Source organism: Vallitalea longa (assembly GCF_027923465.1).
Lineage (GTDB): Bacteria > Bacillota > Clostridia > Lachnospirales > Vallitaleaceae > Vallitalea > Vallitalea longa.
Map to the genome: position 1 here is coordinate 600,196 of NZ_BRLB01000001.1, position 21,761 is coordinate 621,956.

Here is a 21,761-nt window from a genome sequence, read left to right on the forward strand (position 1 = left end):
ATATTATTATTTTTAGGACTAATTAATTATAACATGATATCTTTTATTAATCTACTTTTCATTTATATATTAAAAAACCAAGAAAAAAGGGAATATGTCACATTTTAGAATTTCAAAAAAACAGAAAAATATTTACATTTAATGAGAAAAAAAGTTGAGGTTAATCCTCAACTTATCTACTTATTAGTTATTTTCTTGATTAATACCGTATTTACGGTTGAATTTATCTATACGTCCGCGAGCAGAAACTGCTTTTTGTGTTCCTGTGTAGAATGGATGACATTTGGAACAAATTTCAACATGAATATCCTCATTTGTTGATCCTGTTACAAATTCATTACCACAGTTACATTTAACTTTAGCTTGATGATATTTTGGATGAATCCCTTGCTTCATTTGTTTCACCTCTTTCAAATATTAGCCTTAATATTTATATGCCGACCTAAGTCGAACTTATATTTTAAAACAGCTTTTATATTATAACACATGAAATTACAGTATGCAATACTTTTAATTATCGTATTTAAAATAATTTATGATCTATCTGTATTTATCCAATAAATTGTTGTTGATTGTATTGAAGAAATCTTTATTGTTTTTGGATTTGACAAAAACTTTCAAGATACTTTCTGTAACTTCATCTGAACGCATATTACTACTTGCTTTTCTAAGCCTGTAAACTGCATCCATCTCTTCTTTAGTATATAGAAGGTCTTCTCTTCTAGTACTGGATTTTGCAATATCAATAGCTGGGAAAATTCTTTTTTCAGATAGTTTTCTATCAAGAACCAACTCCATATTTCCTGTTCCTTTGAATTCTTCAAATACAACTTCATCCATTTTACTTCCCGTTTCTACAAGTGCAGTAGCGAGTATTGTAAGGCTTCCACCTTCTTCAATATTTCTAGCCGCACCAAAGAATTTCTTAGGCATATGGAGTGCTGCTGGGTCAAGACCTCCAGATAAAGTTCTACCACTAGGTGGAATAGTTAAGTTATAAGCTCTGGCAAGCCTTGTAATACTGTCAAGTAATATATATAGGTCTTTTTTCTGTTCGACCATTCTTTTTGCTCTTGCCAATACCATTTCTGAAACTCTTTTATGATGTTCAGGCAATTCATCAAAAGTAGAATATATAACTTCTACATTTTCGCCCTTAATAGAACGTCTGATATCAGTTACTTCTTCTGGTCGTTCATCGATTAATAAAACAATAAGATGACAATTTGGATGATTGGTTGTTATGGCATTAGCAATTTTTTTGAGTAGCGTTGTTTTTCCTGCTTTTGGAGGAGCTACAATCATACCTCTTTGACCTTTACCAATTGGTGCAACAAAATCAATTAGTCTTGTAGCATACTCTGAAGAAACGGTTTCAAGACGAACTCTTTCATTTGGGAAGATAGGTGTCAAATCTTCAAAATTTGGTCTCTTTGAAGCATTAGCAGGTGAATCGCCATTTACAGACTGGACATATAGTAATGCTCTAAATTTTTCATTTTCTTTTGGAACTCTAATATTACCAATTATTAAATCTCCAGTCTTTAAATTAAATCTTCTAATTTGTGATGGTGATACATAAACATCATCTTCACCCGGTAGATAATTAGCACATCTAATAAAACCGAATCCATCTGGTAATACTTCTAATACTCCATAAGCTATTTCGCCACTATTTAGATCTTGAAAATCTGAAGGTACATTTTTATTAGGTTTATCCCTATGAACTTCCTTTTTGATTTCCCTATTCACTTCTTTGGCTACATTAGTGACTTCTCTTTTTATTTCTTTTTTTTCTTCTTTTATTTTAATGTTTTTATTTTCTACTTTATTAACAACATTTTCTTTATTTTTAAGTTCCTTGTTATTCTCTTCTTTTTCAACAACTTTTGGTTGAACCTTTTTTTCCTTTTTGGATTTAGGCTGTTTCATTTCTTTTTTCTCTAATTTCAATTCAGGTTGTGAGGTCTTTTCTACTTTTTTTTCTTGTTTCAATTCTAGTTCTTGTTCTGGTTTTTTTTCTGGTTCTACATTATTTTCTTCTTTTTGTTGTTTAGCTTCAACTTCTGTAAGAATTTGCACAAGTTCTGCTTTTTTGAATGTTGTAACACTTCTAATGCCAATCTCTTTTGCTTTCTTGCGAAGCTCAGCTAAAGTGAATTTTTTGAAATCTGTACTCATTAGAGCACCCCTTCCGTTTTTAATTAATTATTACTCCAACCGAAACTATGTAAATAATTATATCAAATAAGTTATATTAGTTAGACTTAAAATATTAATAAAAATTTTCCAATATAAATATTTGCTAAAGTTTGTCCCCCTAATGATTATTAATAAGCAAACATTAATAAATTAAATTTATTACAATTTAATATTTAATATATAAAATACATATTATATTAGGAATACTAATGATAAGTCATATGAATATAAATTGGACATGCTTATATTGAACTATATTTAGTTAAGATTTGTTTTAGTCCAATATCGTTTTAGTTTTAGCAATGCTAATTGTCTGTTAAATGATAATAATATAATAACTAATTTATTATATATGGAAATATCTTATACATCATATATATTATACCATAAAAAAGTAAATTAACACATTTTTATGGTAAATATTTTTATTTTTATTTAAGCTCTATAATTACTATCAAATATGTTTTTCTAATTTATTTAATAGTCTTTTGTTGGAGCTAAAGTATTTATTGAATTATATACATGGTTATTTTTCTATAACTTTTACATAACTGTTCTAAATAATCAACTCTAATCAAATTTAGTTGTTATTACTATTTTTTCCTCCTCGTTTGCATTCCATACAATATATTATAATAATCAAATTTACCTTAATAATATTCTCTATATTTGATATTCAAGTTATTGTATCATAAATAACTATAATAATGCAAATAATTCTATGCCAAAATTAGTGATGCTACTCTAAAAAATATTAGTAAAGTTGTTACATCCACTATTGTGGTAATCATTGGACTTGCCATTATCGCTGGATCAAGTTTTAACTTCTTAGCTAATATTGGAAGTGTTCCACCAATAATCGCTGCAAAAGTAGTTGTACATATTAATGTTAAACCTACCATGCCAGCTTTTAATATGTTTCCATCTGTAAAATATATTCTAATGCAGTTTAATACGCCAAGTGTACTACCAACAATTAAGCCTACTCTTATTTCTTTCCATAACACACGAAAAAAATCTGGAAATTTTATATCCCCTAAAGTAATACTTCTTATTATTAAAGTTGCTGATTGTGCACCAGCATTACCACCTGTAGACATAAGCATGGGAGTATATATTGCAAGTGCAAATTGAGCGATTAGATAATTATTCTGATCCATAACCATTTCAGTTAAATAAGCTGAAAACATAAGTATAACTAGCCAAGGTAATCTTTTTTTTGCTAATACAAGCACTGATGCATCTAAATATTCTATTTCTGTAGGCTCTATCGCAGCCATACGTTGAAAGTCCTCAGTTGTTTCTTCTTCCATTACATCAACTATATCATCAATGGTAATAATACCAACTAATCTATTCTCATTATCAACCACTGGTAATGATAAGAAATTGTATTTCTTAAACACTTCTGCAATATACTCTTGGTCATCATGAGTATTAACAGATATAACACCTTTTTCCATAATACTTGAAATAATAGTATCCTTTTCACTTAAAACCAGATCTTTTAATGATACAATACCTTCTAGTGTTCTCTTTGTACCTGTCACATAACTTGTATAAATAGTCTCTGTATCAAGACCGATACGTCGTATTTTATCCATGGCTTGATTTACTGTCATCTCTTTTTTCAGACCGACAAATTCTATAGTCATAAGACTTCCAGCTGAATCTTCTGGATAATTCAGAAACTGATTAATTAATCTACGCTCAACTGCTGTAGAATGTTGTAATATCCTATTTACTAAATTAGCAGGCACTTCTTCAATCAAGTCGATTTTATCATCGAAATTCAATTCATTTATTATATCTGCAAGTTCCTTATCACTAACTAATGATGAAATTTCTGATTGTCTTTCAACATCAAAATAGGAAAAGACCTCAGCAGCTACTTCTTTTGGCAGCAATCTAAAAATTAATAAGGATTCTTTTACTTCTATGTTTTCTAGTAATTCAGCTATATCAGCCTCTTGGAGAACTGATAATCCATTTTTTATCTCAGATAGTTGTTTGTTCCTTAATAGCTCTCTTAGTGTTTTTAAATCCATATAAATCCTCCCTTTATGTATTTCTACCATACATAAAACAAAGAGAATCTTTATTTAAAACTCTTGGTTTAAAGATGGTAGAAAATATTTAATTTTATTATGACTACACCCAGGTCCTGCGTCCATGCTACCATCTCCTTTCCAAGTTATATTTATAAATTATATTACATATAGAATTTCAGTTGAATTTTATATAATAATTGAGATTTTACATGACATGATTACTTTTTAATATTCTTTACCATATTAACTTAATTAAATAAGCTATAGAACATTTTTTCTTATCATTGTTACTTTACTACACTATTTAAATATTGTCTAGCTTTTTTTAATATATTCATTCCTTGATCACTTGGTGACAAATTACATTTTTTTCTATGCAATAGCTCATTTTATGGTATAATTTGTTATGTGAAAATTAATCTATTATATAAACATAATTTTTAGGGGGTAACCTATGAAGTTTTTTGTAATTATATTTAAAAATTTACTTGGCTATGATGGCTTAATTATTATTCTAGCTTTAGTTAATCTTTTTTATATTCTACCGAAATTAAAAAAATCTAATGCTAAGTTAGAACACTCACTACATCCAACCATATATATTCCTATACAACAGATTATTGATTCAATTAGAAAGAATAATGATTCTGAAATAGATTTACACTTATTACGTAAATTGAAAGAAGAAGAAACAAAATGTTATCATGTGTTTGTATCAATAACAACAATTTTCCCTTTAATGGGTATACTCGGAACCATTATATCACTACTTAGACTGGTTTCTTTTAGTAGTGATACAATAATGCTGAATTTCACAACAGCATTAACTTCAACTTTTTGGGGATTAGTTTGTGCTATAATCTTTAAAGCCATAGATGGAACCATATCTCCTAAAATAGCTTTCAATGATGACAATTTCAATCTTTTGATTAATAGAATAGATAGATATACTAATAAAGGTGATGAAAATGAACCAAAAAACATTTCTTGATTTAACCCCATTGCTTGACGTTGTTTTAATATTACTTTTTGCATTTATGTTAAATGTGAATGCTACTAATTCTGAGAAAGATAGCGAACTTAATGGTGAGCAACAAATAAATAGTGAGTTACAGTCTACAATAGAAGAAAAAGACGAACAAATAGCTAAGTTAGAAAATAATATTATAGAACTTAAAAATAAAGTTGATAATCTAAGTAAGGATATGGACGAAATCTCTTTTGATATCGCTAATGAAAGAGAGACGTTAATGACCGTATCTAATAATATGGCTGAATGGTTTACTAATAATAAACACACATTAGAAGAATTAGCTGATAGTGAAGATATAGGAAAATTGGCTGATGATGATTCCATACTTGAACAAATACACAAATATGAAACAATATCAAAAAAATATTTCTTTATTGATATTAAACTAAAATCCAATAAAAACAAGTTCTTTATTAATGGAAAAGATACCAATACTTATATTGCACTAGAAGAAATGACATCTGTTGAATCTAAGGAAAACAAAAAAGAACAAATAAAAGATATAATCGAAAAGATTATTGACGATAGAGAAGGTGGCTATACTTTTATACTAATTACATTAAGTGAAGAGGACCATGTATATAGATATGCATTCAATTTAGTTTGGGATGCTATAAAAGAACTGCAACAAAAACATGGTACAGATAAAATATTTAAGACTAAATACGTTTTACAAAATTAATTGAAAAGGAGAATTTCAAAATGTCACAAGGCAGAAGAAAAAAAAGAAAAGGTAAATTATTCTTAACTCTAATAATACTAGGGTTACTGGTTTTTCTAGGAGCTGATAATTTTGGGTTTAATTGGTTCAACTTCAAGATTGATTTAAATAATTCTTCTAATACTGCACAATCCAACAGTAGTAATAATCAAGAGAATGACTACATTAATATTGTTGTTAAAGATGATATAATTACATTCAATGATAAGGCAATCAGTATAGATGACCTTGAGTCAAAATTAGCTAAATTAGATCCTGAAAATACCACAATCAATCTTATGGACAATGGAGCTTATAATGAAACTTTTACCAAAATAGAAAATTTATTAAACAATAAGAATCTCCAAACGATAACATCAACAATAATAGAATAATACAAATTATATATTGCATATACCTTTATATAAGATGAACTAATTATATGATATATTTACAATCCACCCCAAAAATAGCAAAACATATAGTATTAATCAAAAAATTAGTGTACAATATAATTATAATTATCTGAGGAGGGAAACGTATGAACGTAAAAATTATAACAGACAGCGCATGTGATTTACCTGACGATATTATTAGTAAATTTGATATAGACGTTTTTCCATTAATGGTTTATATGAATGATAAAGAATATAGAGATAACGTAGATGTTAAACCTGCAGAACTTTTTAAATATATGCGTGCAGGTGGTGTAGCGAAAACAGCTCAAGCCACTTATGAAAGTATTCATTCCATGTTCAAGAAATATGCTACTTCTAATGAGCCATGTATCTATATAGCCTTTTCTTCAGAACTATCTGGTACTTTTCAGACTGCTAAAATAGTTGAACAAGATATTAAAGAAGAATACCCTGATTTTGATTTAACTGTTATCGACTCCAAAGCCGCTTCTTTAGGTTTTGGTTTAATAGTTTATCTAACTGCACTACAAGCAAAAAAAGGCGTTCAAAAAGAAGAGCTTATAGAAAAGGTATACTATTATAAAGAACACATGGAACATATATTTACCGTAGATGATCTAGAATATCTCTATAGGGGTGGTCGTGTTTCAAAAACAGCTGCTGTACTTGGAACAGTACTTAATATTAAACCGATCCTTGATGTAGAAGATGGTAAATTGATTCCTATTGAAAAAGTAAGAGGAAGAAAAAAATCCATCAGCAGAATGATTGAAATAACTGAAAAGCGCGGTGACAGACTCGGTGAACAGATTGTTGCCATAAATCATGCTGATGATATTGAAACAGCTCTAACAATAAAAGATAAGCTGCAAGAGAAATTTGGTATCAAAGAATTTGTAATAAGAGATGTTGGATGTGCAATAGGTGCTCATTCGGGACCAGGTACATTATCTATATTCTTCTTAAATAAATTAGATGATTAAACAATATATGCGTAAAACCTTTAGTTAAAAAACTAAAGGTTTTTTACTGTTTTCTTTTATCTTTTTCCATTCTCTTTAATATGACCATTATTCAGTAGAAATTCATATATTGTAGTGTTATCGTTTTTACAATCATATGAACTCACACATAAGTAATTTTCTGATAGATAAATATTTCCTGAAGTGTCTAAATAAACATCAACATCAGGTCCATCTTCCATAGTAACTAAATTAATTCCAATAGTTACTAAATAGGAAGTTTCTATAGAACCAGGGAAATATTTAATTTCATCATAATCAACTATATTTCTCTGTCTTGTTATATTATCCATAAAAACTGGTAGTAGTGTTTCATTAACATTACATTCCAGAATAACATTACTATAATAATTAACATATCTAGAAGATACCATGTAAAGATTATGTTCTATAATTTCACCTAAAATATAATTACCGTCAAAAGTATAGTCTTTTACTATTTTGGGTGAATAAATATTATTTAAATCATAAATTTTAACATAACATGTACCTCTATTCACATCATAACGATGTTGATACTCAACTGTAGTCTTTTCCTCTTTAGTAGAAACAGGTAATTCACCTAAATGAAATCCGGATCTATTTCCAATGATTATCAACTTATCATCGTCAATAAAAATTTCAGATATGTTTGTCTCATGTTTCAAATAGATTTTTGTTATAACTTCTAATTTTTGATGATTAGTAGCTACAATATATAATATATTATTGTTAACGATATATATGTACTTATTATCTATTCTTATCACATCCCCTCCAACCATACCTTCATTATCATCATCAAAAATCAGATTTTCTCTATCAGATGAGTTATTGAATCCAGTTATATTTCCAGTACTATGAAGTGCATTATTATATACTATATTATCTTGTATTAATCTGACAAATTCTTTTTTTGATTTTATTGTAGGTAATTCAAATGAATTGATTTCTTTAATACTATCTACTTCATTTTTCACACATGCAGATTTATTGATTATTATATAACTACCTATACTGACCAATACAATCAAAAGCATTCCTATTCTACAAATATTTTTTTTCATAGCTGATCCCCTATTATTTTATATTGTTTTAGACGATTTTATTATCCATATTGTTCCATATATACTATAATAAACTTCTTTTTTGATTTTTTCCTACTATTGTAAATAATATATTTTTTTGTTTGATATACATTTTTTGATATGCATAATACATCTATTTTAGGAGAAATTAATATTATGGTTAATTCATAAAAAGAGCTAAATATATATGATAGTCATAAAATATTTTTATGTATTAATCTATAACTTTTTTTGTCGTTGTGCACAAATCTTCCAACATTAAAGAATTAGAAACAAATATTTATCTTGAAAATGAATTAGAGAGGAGTTTTATTAATGGAATTAGGAAATTATAATGCTAGTATTGGATGTACGGTAGAAGAGTGTAAGTACCACACTAACAATGATTACTGTTCACTTGATCACATAAAAGTAGTTAATTCAAGTGAATCCAATTTATCTAATTCAATTAAGACACAAGAAATTACTGATTGCGCTAGTTTTGAAGCTAAATAATTCAAAAATAGATAACCTTGAAATAAAGGTTATCTATTCTTCATTAATCATTCAAAATCATCAGGATTTAATTCTTTTGCAAATTCATCATAATCATCTGTCGGAGTAGGATTAAGTTTATTATTCATATTGTAGCTATAATCTGGTACATCTTTATTATAATTGACATTTTTATTTTTATTTCCATTTTCTTCTTTTTTATTCATATCATTACTCCTATCATTATTTATTTTATAAAATAGTTATATAAGTATTTTAACCATATATCTTTTCAATATTACATAAATTGTTCTAGAATATTTAAAATCATATTTTTATATATAAATACTTATCCCCAAATTAACAGCTTTTCCATAATATAATATAGGAGGTGATTTATGTGAGTCCTTACATTAAGACAGATGAAAAAAAACATTACGATATAGATGAAAATCCTAATCAACAACAATATAATCCCTGGAGTGTTTTCCCAGGTCTAAGATTTGATGGTTATTATGAAGGAGAACCTCATCAACAGAATCCTTATGATTTTAATCCACCGATGCAACAACCAAACTATAATGATAATGACACTAATAATGAAATGCCTAATGAGTATAACAATAATTTTAATCCATGGAATGTATTTCCTGCTTTTAGAAATACCCCCCCTAGAAATGAAAGGAATCCTAATCCAAAAAAATCTAAGCCTAGAAGAAAAGATGGTAAAAAGGAACCCTCATTAAAATATATTCCTGCACCAGTTATTAAAGATAATATTGGTAAGATAATAAGCACTTATATTCCTGGTTATGGCAGAGTTAATGTTTATATCAAAGGTATAAATAGAGATGGAATGGTACATTTGGTTATTATCGAACCAGAACCAAAAGACTATATCTACATTCATAATTCAGATATGGTTGGTATCTACCCGCCAACATTATAAATTAAGGTATATAATATCATATTAATAAAAAACGTGTGCTTTAGCACACGTTTTTTTCACAAATTATTAATCATAAGATATTCCTAATTACCAGAAGACTTCCTGTTGATAAAATAGCAAATAATACTGTTCCTATAATTAATGCTTTTACACCTTTATTTAATATACTTTTTAAATTAACGGATAATCCCATAGCTGTCATAGCCATTAATATAAATATCGAGCTTACTTTAGTCAATATATCAGTGATACTAGTTGGAATTATCCCCAATGAATTTATAATTCCCGCTATTGCAAAATATAGTACATACATAGGAAACTTAGCTTTCTTACTATCAGTTCCTCTCTTGTTGAATGTAAGACTTAAAACTATTGATACTGGAACAAGCATTAGAACTCTTGTCATTTTAACAATAGTTCCTATTTCTCCAGCTTCATTACCTCTAGCAAATGCAGCAGCAAGAGCATGTGCAACACCATGTAGCGAAAGTCCTGACCAAGCTCCATATTGAATCGCTGATAAGTCCATTTGGCTAGCTGCTACCCCTGAATAGATTAACACCCCAATTGCACCTAAAAAGCTCACTATAGATACTGATATTACTGAGTCATCATCATCTGCACCAATACATGGAGCCATAGCAACTACAGCAGATGCACCACATATACATGATCCAACACCAATAAGAGTAGATAATTTCTTGTTAACTTTAAATATTTTTCCTAACATCACTGATAAAATTAGAGCCACTGGTACATATACCATAACCATTATTAGTATTTTGGGTCCCAATTGTAATAATGAATTAATATTTAATTTAAATCCCAGTAAAACTATTCCTACCTTAAGTAATTTTTTCAAAGAAAACTTTACTCCATCATTAAAAACTTTTTGTGTCCCTATAGTATTATTGTAGATAATACCTATTATAATAGCTATTGTAAGTGCCTCTAAGTTGATATAGACCTTAAGTGTATCATTTAGTAACATTGATGCAATAGAAATAGCTAATACAAAAACAATACCTGGTACATACTTTTTAATCATTTTATCCATTAATATTCATTCCCTTTTATTTTTTTCAAAAGTAATTATACCAGTACATACTCATAAGTGGAAATTATAAAAAATTATATTAGCATAAAATTATCTTATATCAAATTAATACGATGTATGATCTCTCAATTATCTCCTTTGCAAAAACCAATGAAATCATTTATGAAATCATATTGAGACTCATCTAAATATACAAAATTAAATTCTCTAATGATATCAAAATTCTTAATAGGAATTATTTTTATTGTATTGGCATTTACAGATGCTTTTATTGCCTCTTTTGATATGATAGTACACCCTAAATTAGATTCTACCAGAGATATCAATGCTGTTATATCACCTATTTCCATATAGATGTTCATATCTTTTAAACTATACCCACTATTAATAAGCTTATTTTCAAAAACTTTCCTAGTTCCTGAACCTTTTTCTCTTAGAATTAATTTGTTTTTCAACACTTCCTCTATTGTTACTGATTCCTTTGATGCAAATGGATGTAAATAAGAAACTGCCAATACTAATTCATCATCTCTAAGTTTTTCATAATTAACTTTAGATTTATTAAAAGGTCCTTCAATCACACCTAAATAAATATCTCCGTTATATAGTCTTTTTATTATTGATTCAGTATTTTCCACATATAAAATAATATCTGTATTTTCATGTTTTTTCCTATATCTACCGATAAGCTTAGGTAGCACATAACCTCCTATTGTCAATGTAGCACCTACGTAATATCTATTGAAGATAGATGATTTATTATGGAGTTCGTATTTAATCAGTTTACTCATTCTATTAACTTCTTCTGCATGATTAAAAAGCAACGTCCCTTCACTTGTCAACTCCATTTGTTTGCCTTTTTTGTTAAATAACTTTACTTTATAATACTCTTCCAATGCTTTTATATGTTGAGAAACTCCAGGTTGAGTAATATTCAAAATATCTGCTGCTTTAGTAAAATTTTTAGTTTTGGCTACTGTAATAAATGTTAATAATTTGAAATCAATCATGGCATTCCCTCTATTCGATAATTAATATTTATTCTATCAATAAATTACTATATTTAAAAGGATTAAAAAAAAAATATAGAAATATTTAATTAAGATAATTGCATAATTACCTTCCAGTAATTTCTATATTACAATGTGTTTGATTCCTTTTATCCTTATAAGCTACATATTTTGCGTATAGAATTAAATTAGGAATTATGTGATTATCTCAATATTTATGTATTGTATATTACTATGTAATATTATAAAATTAGGTTGTATAATAATAACTAAAAACTCCAAGAAAGGATTTAATAAATTATGAAACCATTGAAACTCGGAATTCTAGGTATTTCTCGTCATTTCTTCTTAAGATGTTATCAGCCATTGAAAGATTCTAATAGCATTGAGATTACTGCTATAGCATCACGAAGTGAACAAAAAGCTAAAGAAGCTGCAACCAAATGGAATATCGACACATATTATAATTCTTATGAGAAATTATTACAAGATGATAATATAGAAGCGGTTTATATCCCATTACCTAATCATCTTCATAAAGAATGGATTAAAAAAAGTATTGATGCTAGTAAACATGTTATTTGTGAAAAACCTATTACCTTAAATTCGCAAGAAGCATTAGAAATTTCTGATTATGCTAATAAAAAGGGTAAAGGTATTAAATTGATGGAAGGTTTTATGTATAGATTTCATCCCAAATGGATAAAAGTCTATCAAATCATTGAACAAGGTGAAATTGGAGATGTACTATCAACTCATATTATATTCACCTTTAATAACACTAACCCTAATAATATAAGAAATATTAAAGAATATGGAGGAGGTTCAATATATGATTTAGGATGTTATGCCGTATCTACAGCTAGATATATTTCAAATTCTGAACCAACTCGTGCTATAGGTGTCGCTACGTTTGACCCAAATTTCAACACTGATATTCTTACATCTGCAATTATTGACTTTGGTAAATCCAGATGTTTATTTACAATCAGTACTCAATCCTATCCTCAGCAAGAAGTTTCCATATATGGTACAAGTGGCAAGATTACTATACCCATACCATATAATGACTTCTATGATACCAAAAGCAATATAATTATTGAAACTAGTGTTGGTAAAAGAAATGTTGAATTCAACCCTGTTAATCAATATCAATTGGAGTTTGAAGCTTTTGCTAAAGCTGTAAGAGAAGATCTTGACGTACCTTTAAACATTAATGAAAGTATTAATAATATGAAAGTGATTGATGCTATTTTTGAATCTATTGATATGAATAGATGGATAGATATTCAATAAACCTCTATTACGCAAAACAATAAAAATGGATATATTATAATCTCTATAGGCTTGTTAACAGATTATTTATATACCCATTTTATTATTTATGAATAGAATTTATGATTTTACATTAACTTCTTGTATATATTCTAGTATTTTATTTAATGTGTTCTTCTCATTTTCTTTAACCTTATCAAAATCCATATGTGGAACATACAATGTTTCTAAATAGTCATGTGATTTCTTAGCATCATGTATAGTTTTAACTGCAGTATCAAGTAATTCTTTATATAATCTATAATCATATTGTAGTACATCAAAATACTGATTGAGAATAGTATAATCGATGTATTTATTCATATCAATAATTTTAGAGTTAACAACATCTAGATTGTGGAAATCATTGGTTGTAATAAAGGCTACCCCTAATTCTTTAATAATGAGATGTTCAAGTTTATTAACAGGATCTATAGGACAATAAAAGGCTTCAACATCAAGACCTCTCTTCATTGCCTCTTCCATAATTAAATGGAGGAGTTTTGATGTATAAGTTCCTGGTTCACCAATTATTCTATATACTTTATCATTACAACCTACAACGGAATCCAGATGATTAACGAATCCTTTTGGAGTTATGGCACTAGCGAATAGTTTTCTAATTTCTCCTACTTTTTCAGATACAGCTACATCTTTAAATACTTTTGTTATTACTTTATCTGCTTCTATATAAACTCCTGATTTATTAACTGCATCTTGATGTATTAGAAGAATATCGTTATATAGATTTTTAGCTGCTGCTAAATATTTATATGCACGTTTAAATAATTTACTTACAGCACTATTGACTTGAAGTATTTGTTTTCTGTTTTTTCTTATGCCTTTTTCATCCCAGTATTCACCTAAATTGATAATGTAATCTACTGCTCCTGGATTTTTCGGATCAACTACATGTGGTGAAGTCCCATCAACTATTGCAACTTTTATAGCTGGTATCAATACACCATCTAGCGAATCAGGGTCAGATGAACAATGCAAGTATTCTACGCTATAGTTCTTTTCCTCCATAGCTTTACCAATTCTTTTCATATATGTTGATTTGCCAACCCCTGGTCCTCCCTTTAGACAGATAATTCTAGTTGCTTCCTCTTGACTTAAAATATTATCATAGTATGAAAAAAATCCTTGTGTAGTATTACCGCCAGGAAATAGATGTCTGATTTTACATGTTTTTTCCATGAATCAAAAACCTCACTAAAAATTATTTATATATTAATAATATTATTAGTGAGGTTGAAAATATGTGATAAATTTATAATGGTTAATTAATAAATTATTAGTTTTTCCCATAATGTATTATTGTATCATAGCAATCCAAAAATTAAATTAGCTACTGGCACACCTATCAAAGAAGTCACTATAATTATAATAACAATCATAATAGACTCATATTTATAGATAAGTTTCGGAGTTAACCATTCATTACCGTGTGTTATAGCACCCATAGCTGAAGCTGCAGGCAAAAAAAATCCTAACATACATGTAAAAGCAAGCAATGTGACAATAACAGCAGGGTCACCTCCTGCATTAACAACAAATACTATAGCAATCGGTGTTATTATTGAAAGTGTAGCCATATCATTTATCAAATTTGTAGCTATAACAGATATCGCTACAATAATAGTCATCAACCAAAATAAAGAATGTCCTTCTAAAATTGGATTCAATATATGTACTATAGCTTCAATAACTCCTGTACTTTCTGAAGCTAACGCTGTTGAAATTGTTAAAGCTGTTGCAATCATAAGAAATAATCCCCATGATATACCTTCTTTAAATGACTGTGCGATATTAGTGAAATTTTCTTTATCTTTGGTTATAAGAGCTAGCACTATGTTTATCCCTATCATAATACCTAGAGAACCTAATTTGTCTACAAAGAAGACTCTAAATATATTTCCTTCGGGTAATAGATTAGGTATCATCATTGTTATAATAAGAAGTGCAATTAATCCTAACATAATCTTTTGCCTTGAATTTATTTTTAAATCTTCGTCATTTATCTGTATAGGTCTAAAACTAACTTTAATCCTTAATATATATTTGAAAAATAGTATTAGAGCTACAAAAATTGCTACATTTATTATAAGTACCGTTACAGAATAAGCTAATGGGTTTACAATAACACCGGGTATTACACTATCTAATATTCCAAAAGACATTAATACAAATCCAGTGTATGGTGCAATCACAGATCCTGTTGTACCTGCTATGACTATCATGATCAAGACTATAGTTGGATAAGGATCATGAGGTTTAAGATCCAGTTGATCCGCTACGTCATAAAAGATTTTCCAGAGCAATAATATAACTGTAAGTGCATTTATTGTCAAAAATCCTGTAATCGCTGCTGCTATCATAAAAACAAATGCCAATGCCCATGGTCCTTTTCGTGCAAATTTTATAGATAGTATCTTTCTTGAGATTATAGGTAGAATTCCTGTATTGTCTATTGAATAACATAATAACATACTAAACATAACTATCCATAAGACTTCATGTCCAAAAGCTGAAGAAATTATTTCTGAAAGTGTTCCATATCCTGTAAAACTCATAGCAATTAAAGCTAAAAGACTCGGCCAATCCATCTTTTGTGATGTCCATGCATAAATACAGCCAAGAAATATACCAAGCATATGCATACCCATTCTTGTTACAGTTAAAAATGTAGGTAGATAACCAAAACCAAACATTAAAAATATAATAACAACCATATCAATATAGTGTTTATTATGTACAGTTCTTGTACATTTTCCTTGCTGAACTATCTTATTATTTTCATTAGTCATTTTATGTCTCTCCTCCAAGCAGGACCAACCTAAAATATAATAATATGAAAACGCTACTATTTCATATGTTTAAAAAATAAGTCTTTCCAATAAGACAAAAAAGTAGGGCTTTTAAGCCCTAAAATCACATAAGCTTTTATTTATATGTCTCTATAATATTTTCAACTTTTTTATTATATTTTATCCTTTAACATTTGCTAAATTCTTTTTAGATGTAGCAAGTCCAATCATTATTATAATTGCTATTGCAATTGCAATGTAAATAACAAAAGCAATATTATAAGATTGTTTAATATCGTACACCAATTGTAAAGCAGGCATACCAATCGCCGCTCCTATAGTACGTGCAGAAGAAACGACACCTAAGATTCCTGCATACTCCTTCAAACCAAATACTTGCTTAACAGATAACTGGATAGGAACTAATGGCATTATCATACCATAAGCAATCAAACCAGCTACTACATACATTGTATAAGAAGGTAGAACTGCTGCATTCATCATCAATAGAATTCCCACAATAAATGCAACTGCACCCGATGTTATAACAGTTCTAACACCTAATTTATCACAAAGGAAACCACATGGAACCGTTGCAACTACATTAACAATAGAATAAATACTCATCATAACACCTGCATAAACAGAACTATATCCTAGACCTTGTGCATAGACTGCCATTGTCTGCATGGTAGAAGTTATGGAAAAAGACAACGCAAAAGCACAGAATAACAATAAATAAAAACTCTTTGTTTTCTTAGCCTCAGCAAGAGTAAGTCCTTCAACAGCAATCTTACTATTTGTGTTTTGTTTAGTATCAGATTCTTTATCAGCCCATAAAGGACCAACTTCTGAATCAGGATTATCTCTAATTAGCAGAATTCCTACAGCCATAATAACTGCAACGAATATTAAATTATTTCTATACGCTACCTGATATCCATAAGTTTGAATCCAATTACCGATGATTGGACTAAAGATCATACTACCGGCATATCCAACAGAAGTTGCAATTGCCAATAATGTACCACTGTTTTTAGCAAACCAAGAATTTATTAATGTTGGCGCAGTAACGACAACACAAAAAGTTATAGTAATTCCTAATAAAACAGCAGATAAATAGAACACGATTAAACTTTGTGCTATAGAGTTGATAAAAAGATAAAGAACACCAGTAATTCCTCCGATCATAGTCATCTTACGAACACCGATCTTTTTTACAACTTTACTTAAGGACATACAAAGAATTGCCATCACAATACTAGAAATGGTAATTGTTAATGTAAAAGAAGCACGAGAAAACTCTGGAAATTTTTCTAATATAGGAGCAATATATAAAGATTGTGTGTTATATATTAACCCAGTTACTGAAAAAAGAATCATTCCAGCACCTAATAAAACAACCCATGCATACCAACTTTTCTTATTCATAGTTAAACCCTCCTGAATGTCTTATTTATTTAGTTCAACCCAAGGCAGACCTTGTTTGCTGCCTTGAGGAATTAATATTTGAAAATCAGATTATTCTAGCAGCATGAAATCCTTCATGAACAGCTTGCATAATTTTCCTAGGTCTGTTTACATCTCCAACCGGAACTATTGTAATCCCCTTGGAATTCTTTCTAAGATCTTCTAGTAGATTTCTGTTTGATCTTAATCCCAATGCACAAATAACGGCATCACTTGAAAAGTCAACTTCTTTTCCATTAACCGAACATTTAACATATTTTCCAGTCATCTCTTCAATTCTATGTTTAACCTTGACTTCAACACCTAGCTCTGCTAATTTTGAATTAAGCACCCATTTTGTACTCATGGTCAAACCCATTGCAGGCTCAGGAGTCAAATCTACCATAGTGACTTTTTTCCCTTTTTCTGCAAGGAACATGGCCACTTCACAACCAACTAATCCTGCTCCACATATGGTGATATCTGTACCATCAGGAATATCTCCGTCTAATACCTTTAGTGGGTCTAAGATTGTAGTATCGTCTGTTCCTTTTATATGGGGGATAAATGTTGTTGCACCCGTTGCGACAATCACTGTATCAAAACCTTTATTTACAAGTAATTCAGTTGTTACATCTGTACCTGTTTCTATATTTATATCACTATTTTCCACTGCATTTATTATATAGTTCGTATATTCACGATAATCCTGCTTGAAATCGGGCAAACTTACATAATATAGTGCTCCACCAAGTCTATTGTTCTTTTCAAAAAGTGTTACATCATGGCCTCTTTCACTAGCTGTTAATGCGGCCTGTAATCCAGCAGGACCTGCTCCAACTACAGCTACTCTTCTCTTGGAATCTGTGGGAACTACATATGTATAACCCTCGTATTCTTTACCTGCTTCAGGATTTACTGCACAGGAAATACCACAAGATTTGTTGACTTCACCAAGGCAATCATTACAACGTAAGCAACGACGAATAGTTTCCGCTTTTCCATCGGCAAGCTTTTGTACATAATCTGGATCTGCAATGATCTGACGTCCTATACATATAAAATCAGCATCTTTTTTCTCGAGTACTTCTTCACCCATTTCTGGAGATATACCAGCTGCTGCTATTACAGGTATCTCAACATGTTTTTTAACTTCTGCAGCAAGATGTACAAGGGTTCCTCTTTTAGTATAGTTAGGTGGTACCCACATTGAAGTCGCAACTCCATTGCTTAGATTTTTTCCTTCTGGAGAAGCCTCCCCATTCATAACAGCATTATAGTCATCAAATTTTGAATCCCATGTACCTGCAGAAACATTTATGGCATCTGCACCTGCTTCTTGTACCCATTTTGCAAATACGACTGCTTCATCAATAGTTACTCCATTTGGAACACACTCTTCAGCTGACATACGATAAATCAAAGGAAAGTCTTCTCCTGCATGTTCTTTAATAGATTTAATAGTCTCTAATGCAAATTTTGCTCTGTTTTTAAGACTTCCTCCATATTCATCCGTTCTTCTGTTTGTATATGCAGAAAGGAATTGTAGAGGCATATATCCATGAGCTCCATGTAATTCCACCGCATCAAAACCACATTGTCTTGCTCTTTGGGCTGCTAAACCATATTTTTCAATTAAATCTTTTATCTCTTCAATAGTCATTTCTCTTGGAGTATCATTAGGTAATCTGAAAGTACCTATTCCTGAGGGCGATTTAGGTTGAACTCCAGTTACACTTTCACTGGAAAAACATCCACCATGTGCTAGTTGAAGACAAATTTTAGCCCCTCCTGAATGAACAGCATGAGGAATTCTGCTTGCTCCTGGCATAAATTTTCTACTTGTTAACTCAATTTCTCCAGGAATAACACAACCCTCTGGTTCAGGAGCACAAACCTCGGTTATTATCATTCCTACTCCACCGTTGGCTCTCCTAGCATAATAGTTAACGATTACGTCCGACACAGTTCCGTCTGCACCAGCTAGATTTGTTCCCATACCTGGCATGATAGTCCTATTTCTAAGCTCTAGATTTCCTATTTTACCTGGTTTTAATAACTTTTCGTAATTCAATTAATTAACCTCCTCTAAATCAAGTACAATTATTTATTTTGACTTATATAAGTTCTATTGTGCTAACCGGCTTTGTTAATACTTTAACAGTATATTTAATATAAAGTCAATACCACTAACTGATATTTAAAACTTCGTACAAATTGGTAATGGTCAATTTAGATTTTTGTACAATCTTTTTATTGTTTCAGTAAGTATATATTACGCGTTAGTATCTATAGTGCAATTAATAATCAATAGGTATTGTTAAAATCAGATATAATTTTCGACTAAATTGAGCTTATTTCATTGACTAATTTCTAACAAATTAACCCGAACTATTTTTCTATTAATTATGTGATTATGATACGTACAAAATATAGCACGCAAAAAAACCCCTATGGTGTAATCATCTATACTACCATAGGGCTATAATTATTAATATAAAAATAGTTAATTGAGATTATCGAATCCATTTTTTAATCTACTTGAAGTATTTTTATAATTTGAATTGACATGTACAATTTGACAAAATCACTTCCACTCTCAATGTCCATTTGTAAAATTTCTGATATCTTGCTCAAACGGTATCTTAAGGTATTTTTATGGATATATAGATAACTGGAGGATTCGGATATGTTTTTACTGTTTTCTAAATAGACTACCAATGTATGAAATAAGTCTGAATTATTAATTTTATCATATTCCATTAATTTGTATATCTGTGGTATACAGAATTCTTTTAAATCCCTGACTTTTTCTAGGTTCGTAAGTATATTTATAAAATAGAAATCTTCATATTTATATAAATAATCTTTATTTTTCAGCCGGCTTCCCATTTGTATTAGATTCATTGTTTGTTTATAATACTTGCTAAAATCCAATATATTGGTAAAATAACAACTTAGACCAGCGACAAGACTATTATCTTTCAAGAAATTTACAATGGTTTTCTCTATAGTATCTGGGATTGATATCTTATCATATAAATCTATTAACATAGTCAACATACCATTATAATACACCGATTTGAAATATGGCAAAAGTTCATCAAGATATCTTTTTAATGCCAACAAATTAGTATCATTCATATTTTTTTCATTGTTATACCGACGTGTAATATTTAGTAAAAAAAAGTTTTTATCAAGATTCCAATTATATGGCTTAGCCCTTTCTACAAATACTTCGATAGAATTGAATTTATCCTCTATTAATTCAATCAATATATTCTCTATAGGTTCATCATTAAAAAATATTTTATTTGGTATCAACTGGAGTTTGATAGATAGTACCTGAGCAAGGAATTCCATAACAAAGAAATCAACTTCATCAAATTTCTTTACTAACTCTTGAATATTCAAAAATGCAACCATTTTCCCATCAACTAATATGCGCATTAGTAGCCTTTTTATATTTTCACCAGGTCTAGTATGCACATAAGGGGTTTTACTTCTTTCTACTGCATTAACAATTTTTGATATGTTGTATTGTTGATAAATATCATATGAATTGTATCCCTTGGCAAAATTCTCTTTTATCGCTTCATCACCATGAGAGATTAAAACATCTTTACAAGATACAGCTAATATATTTGTAGAAAGATTAAATAGAATTATAGGATTTTTTATAAAACTTGAAGCAACTTCTAATATATGTTCAACACTCCTATTGTTTACTAATGCATCTATTATAGCCTTCTGAGCCTTAGTTGTTATTTCGTAAAAGTTTATAGCTTTTATAGAATCGTTAAGTAGCCTTTGGGCATTTGTAATTTTTGAAAAGCAAACAATTTCCATATTGTTAACTAACTCTAAGTTGCTTTTATAATCATCAATAACAAATAGGCAAATATCCTTCAAATCCATGTCAACTAATTTATATAAATCCGATGATTTAATTATATATATTATATCTTCAAAAAAAACTATTTGATCTTGCTCACTGTACAACTTTATTGAAGAATATAATTTATCAATGTTTCTAGGCTCGTTGTAACTATATTTATACTTGTTTAGTTTTGATAATATATTAGTAATTGTAAACATAGATCCTCCTAATATTAGAAATAAATAATACAATAATTAAATGTTCTTCATGATTATAGTATGTGTCACATGTATATTATCATAACTTATATTTTTTTGATTCAAA

Annotated in this window: 19 protein-coding genes; 7 read left to right on the forward strand and 12 right to left on the reverse strand. The window is 29.2% G+C overall.

The annotated features are described in order from the left end of the window. Positions 1–183 precede the first annotated feature (183 nt). From rpmE to mgtE, 3 genes are all read right to left on the reverse strand, one after another. A complete protein-coding gene (gene rpmE / locus QMG30_RS02575; RefSeq protein WP_281811924.1) occupies positions 184–396 on the reverse strand; it encodes a 50S ribosomal protein L31 in 213 nt (70 codons plus the stop codon). A gap of 144 nt (positions 397–540) precedes the next feature. After that, complete coding sequence (gene rho / locus QMG30_RS02580) at positions 541–2,181, reverse strand: transcription termination factor Rho (protein WP_281811927.1); 1,641 nt, start codon at positions 2,179–2,181, stop codon at positions 541–543. 740 nt (positions 2,182–2,921) lie between these two features. Continuing rightward, positions 2,922–4,250 (reverse strand): magnesium transporter, encoded by a 1,329-nt coding sequence (gene mgtE, locus QMG30_RS02585; protein ID WP_281811929.1) that lies wholly within the window; start codon positions 4,248–4,250, stop codon positions 2,922–2,924. 457 nt (positions 4,251–4,707) lie between these two features. On the opposite strand from mgtE, the gene QMG30_RS02590 reads away from it, so the two are divergent. From QMG30_RS02590 to QMG30_RS02605, 4 genes are all read left to right on the forward strand, one after another. Beyond that, entirely contained in the window at positions 4,708–5,244 is a 537-nt protein-coding gene (locus QMG30_RS02590) for a MotA/TolQ/ExbB proton channel family protein (protein ID WP_281811931.1), read from the forward strand. Continuing rightward, complete coding sequence (locus QMG30_RS02595) at positions 5,222–5,968, forward strand: coiled-coil domain-containing protein (protein WP_281811934.1); 747 nt, start codon at positions 5,222–5,224, stop codon at positions 5,966–5,968. The genes QMG30_RS02590 and QMG30_RS02595 overlap by 23 nt, the downstream gene beginning before the upstream one ends. 20 nt (positions 5,969–5,988) lie before the next feature. Next, positions 5,989–6,381 (forward strand): hypothetical protein, encoded by a 393-nt coding sequence (locus QMG30_RS02600; protein WP_281811937.1) that lies wholly within the window; start codon positions 5,989–5,991, stop codon positions 6,379–6,381. 146 nt (positions 6,382–6,527) lie between these two features. Continuing rightward, positions 6,528–7,388, forward strand: coding sequence for a DegV family protein (locus QMG30_RS02605; RefSeq protein WP_281811939.1), 861 nt, complete (start codon positions 6,528–6,530; stop codon positions 7,386–7,388). Between the two features lie 56 nt (positions 7,389–7,444). Here QMG30_RS02605 and QMG30_RS02610 read toward each other — a convergent pair whose 3' ends face one another. After that, positions 7,445–8,473 (reverse strand): beta-propeller domain-containing protein, encoded by a 1,029-nt coding sequence (locus QMG30_RS02610; protein ID WP_281811942.1) that lies wholly within the window; start codon positions 8,471–8,473, stop codon positions 7,445–7,447. Between the two features lie 336 nt (positions 8,474–8,809). Between QMG30_RS02610 and QMG30_RS02615 the strand changes: the two genes are divergently transcribed. Further along, positions 8,810–8,989, forward strand: a complete 180-nt coding sequence (locus QMG30_RS02615) for a DUF1540 domain-containing protein (protein WP_281811944.1) — start codon at positions 8,810–8,812, stop codon at positions 8,987–8,989. A gap of 47 nt (positions 8,990–9,036) precedes the next feature. Here QMG30_RS02615 and QMG30_RS02620 read toward each other — a convergent pair whose 3' ends face one another. Then, positions 9,037–9,195, reverse strand: coding sequence for a hypothetical protein (locus QMG30_RS02620; protein ID WP_281811947.1), 159 nt, complete (start codon positions 9,193–9,195; stop codon positions 9,037–9,039). A 173-nt stretch (positions 9,196–9,368) separates the two neighbouring features. On the opposite strand from QMG30_RS02620, the gene QMG30_RS02625 reads away from it, so the two are divergent. Then, positions 9,369–9,917 (forward strand): hypothetical protein, encoded by a 549-nt coding sequence (locus QMG30_RS02625; RefSeq protein ID WP_281811949.1) that lies wholly within the window; start codon positions 9,369–9,371, stop codon positions 9,915–9,917. A gap of 70 nt (positions 9,918–9,987) precedes the next feature. Here the strand turns inward: QMG30_RS02625 and QMG30_RS02630 are convergent, their stop codons facing one another. Together QMG30_RS02630 and QMG30_RS02635 are read right to left on the reverse strand one after the other, a co-directional pair. Beyond that, on the reverse strand, positions 9,988–10,974 hold the full coding sequence (locus tag QMG30_RS02630; protein WP_281811951.1) for a YeiH family protein: 987 nt from the start codon (positions 10,972–10,974) through the stop codon (positions 9,988–9,990). A 125-nt stretch (positions 10,975–11,099) separates the two neighbouring features. Beyond that, positions 11,100–11,984, reverse strand: a complete 885-nt coding sequence (locus tag QMG30_RS02635; RefSeq protein WP_281811954.1) for a LysR family transcriptional regulator — start codon at positions 11,982–11,984, stop codon at positions 11,100–11,102. 300 nt (positions 11,985–12,284) lie between these two features. Here QMG30_RS02635 and QMG30_RS02640 point away from each other — a divergent pair, with 300 nt between their 5' ends. After that, the gene (locus tag QMG30_RS02640) at positions 12,285–13,280 is read left to right on the forward strand and encodes a Gfo/Idh/MocA family protein (protein ID WP_281811956.1); all 996 of its coding nucleotides are present in this window, start codon (positions 12,285–12,287) and stop codon (positions 13,278–13,280) included. Positions 13,281–13,379: 99 nt separating this feature from the next. Here QMG30_RS02640 and QMG30_RS02645 read toward each other — a convergent pair whose 3' ends face one another. The 5 genes from QMG30_RS02645 to QMG30_RS02665 form a co-directional block, all read right to left on the reverse strand. Next, positions 13,380–14,498 (reverse strand): PRK06851 family protein, encoded by a 1,119-nt coding sequence (locus QMG30_RS02645; RefSeq protein WP_281811958.1) that lies wholly within the window; start codon positions 14,496–14,498, stop codon positions 13,380–13,382. A gap of 125 nt (positions 14,499–14,623) precedes the next feature. After that, entirely contained in the window at positions 14,624–16,108 is a 1,485-nt protein-coding gene (locus tag QMG30_RS02650) for an SLC13 family permease (RefSeq protein ID WP_281811960.1), read from the reverse strand. Positions 16,109–16,288: 180 nt separating this feature from the next. Further along, a complete protein-coding gene (locus QMG30_RS02655) occupies positions 16,289–17,539 on the reverse strand; it encodes an MFS transporter (RefSeq protein WP_281811962.1) in 1,251 nt (416 codons plus the stop codon). 85 nt (positions 17,540–17,624) lie between these two features. Beyond that, positions 17,625–19,631: an FAD-dependent oxidoreductase gene (locus QMG30_RS02660; RefSeq protein WP_281811964.1), complete on the reverse strand. Its 2,007-nt coding sequence runs from the start codon at positions 19,629–19,631 to the stop codon at positions 17,625–17,627. Between the two features lie 458 nt (positions 19,632–20,089). Next, on the reverse strand, positions 20,090–21,655 hold the full coding sequence (locus QMG30_RS02665; protein WP_281811966.1) for a PucR family transcriptional regulator: 1,566 nt from the start codon (positions 21,653–21,655) through the stop codon (positions 20,090–20,092). Between the last annotated feature and the right edge of the window lie 106 nt (positions 21,656–21,761).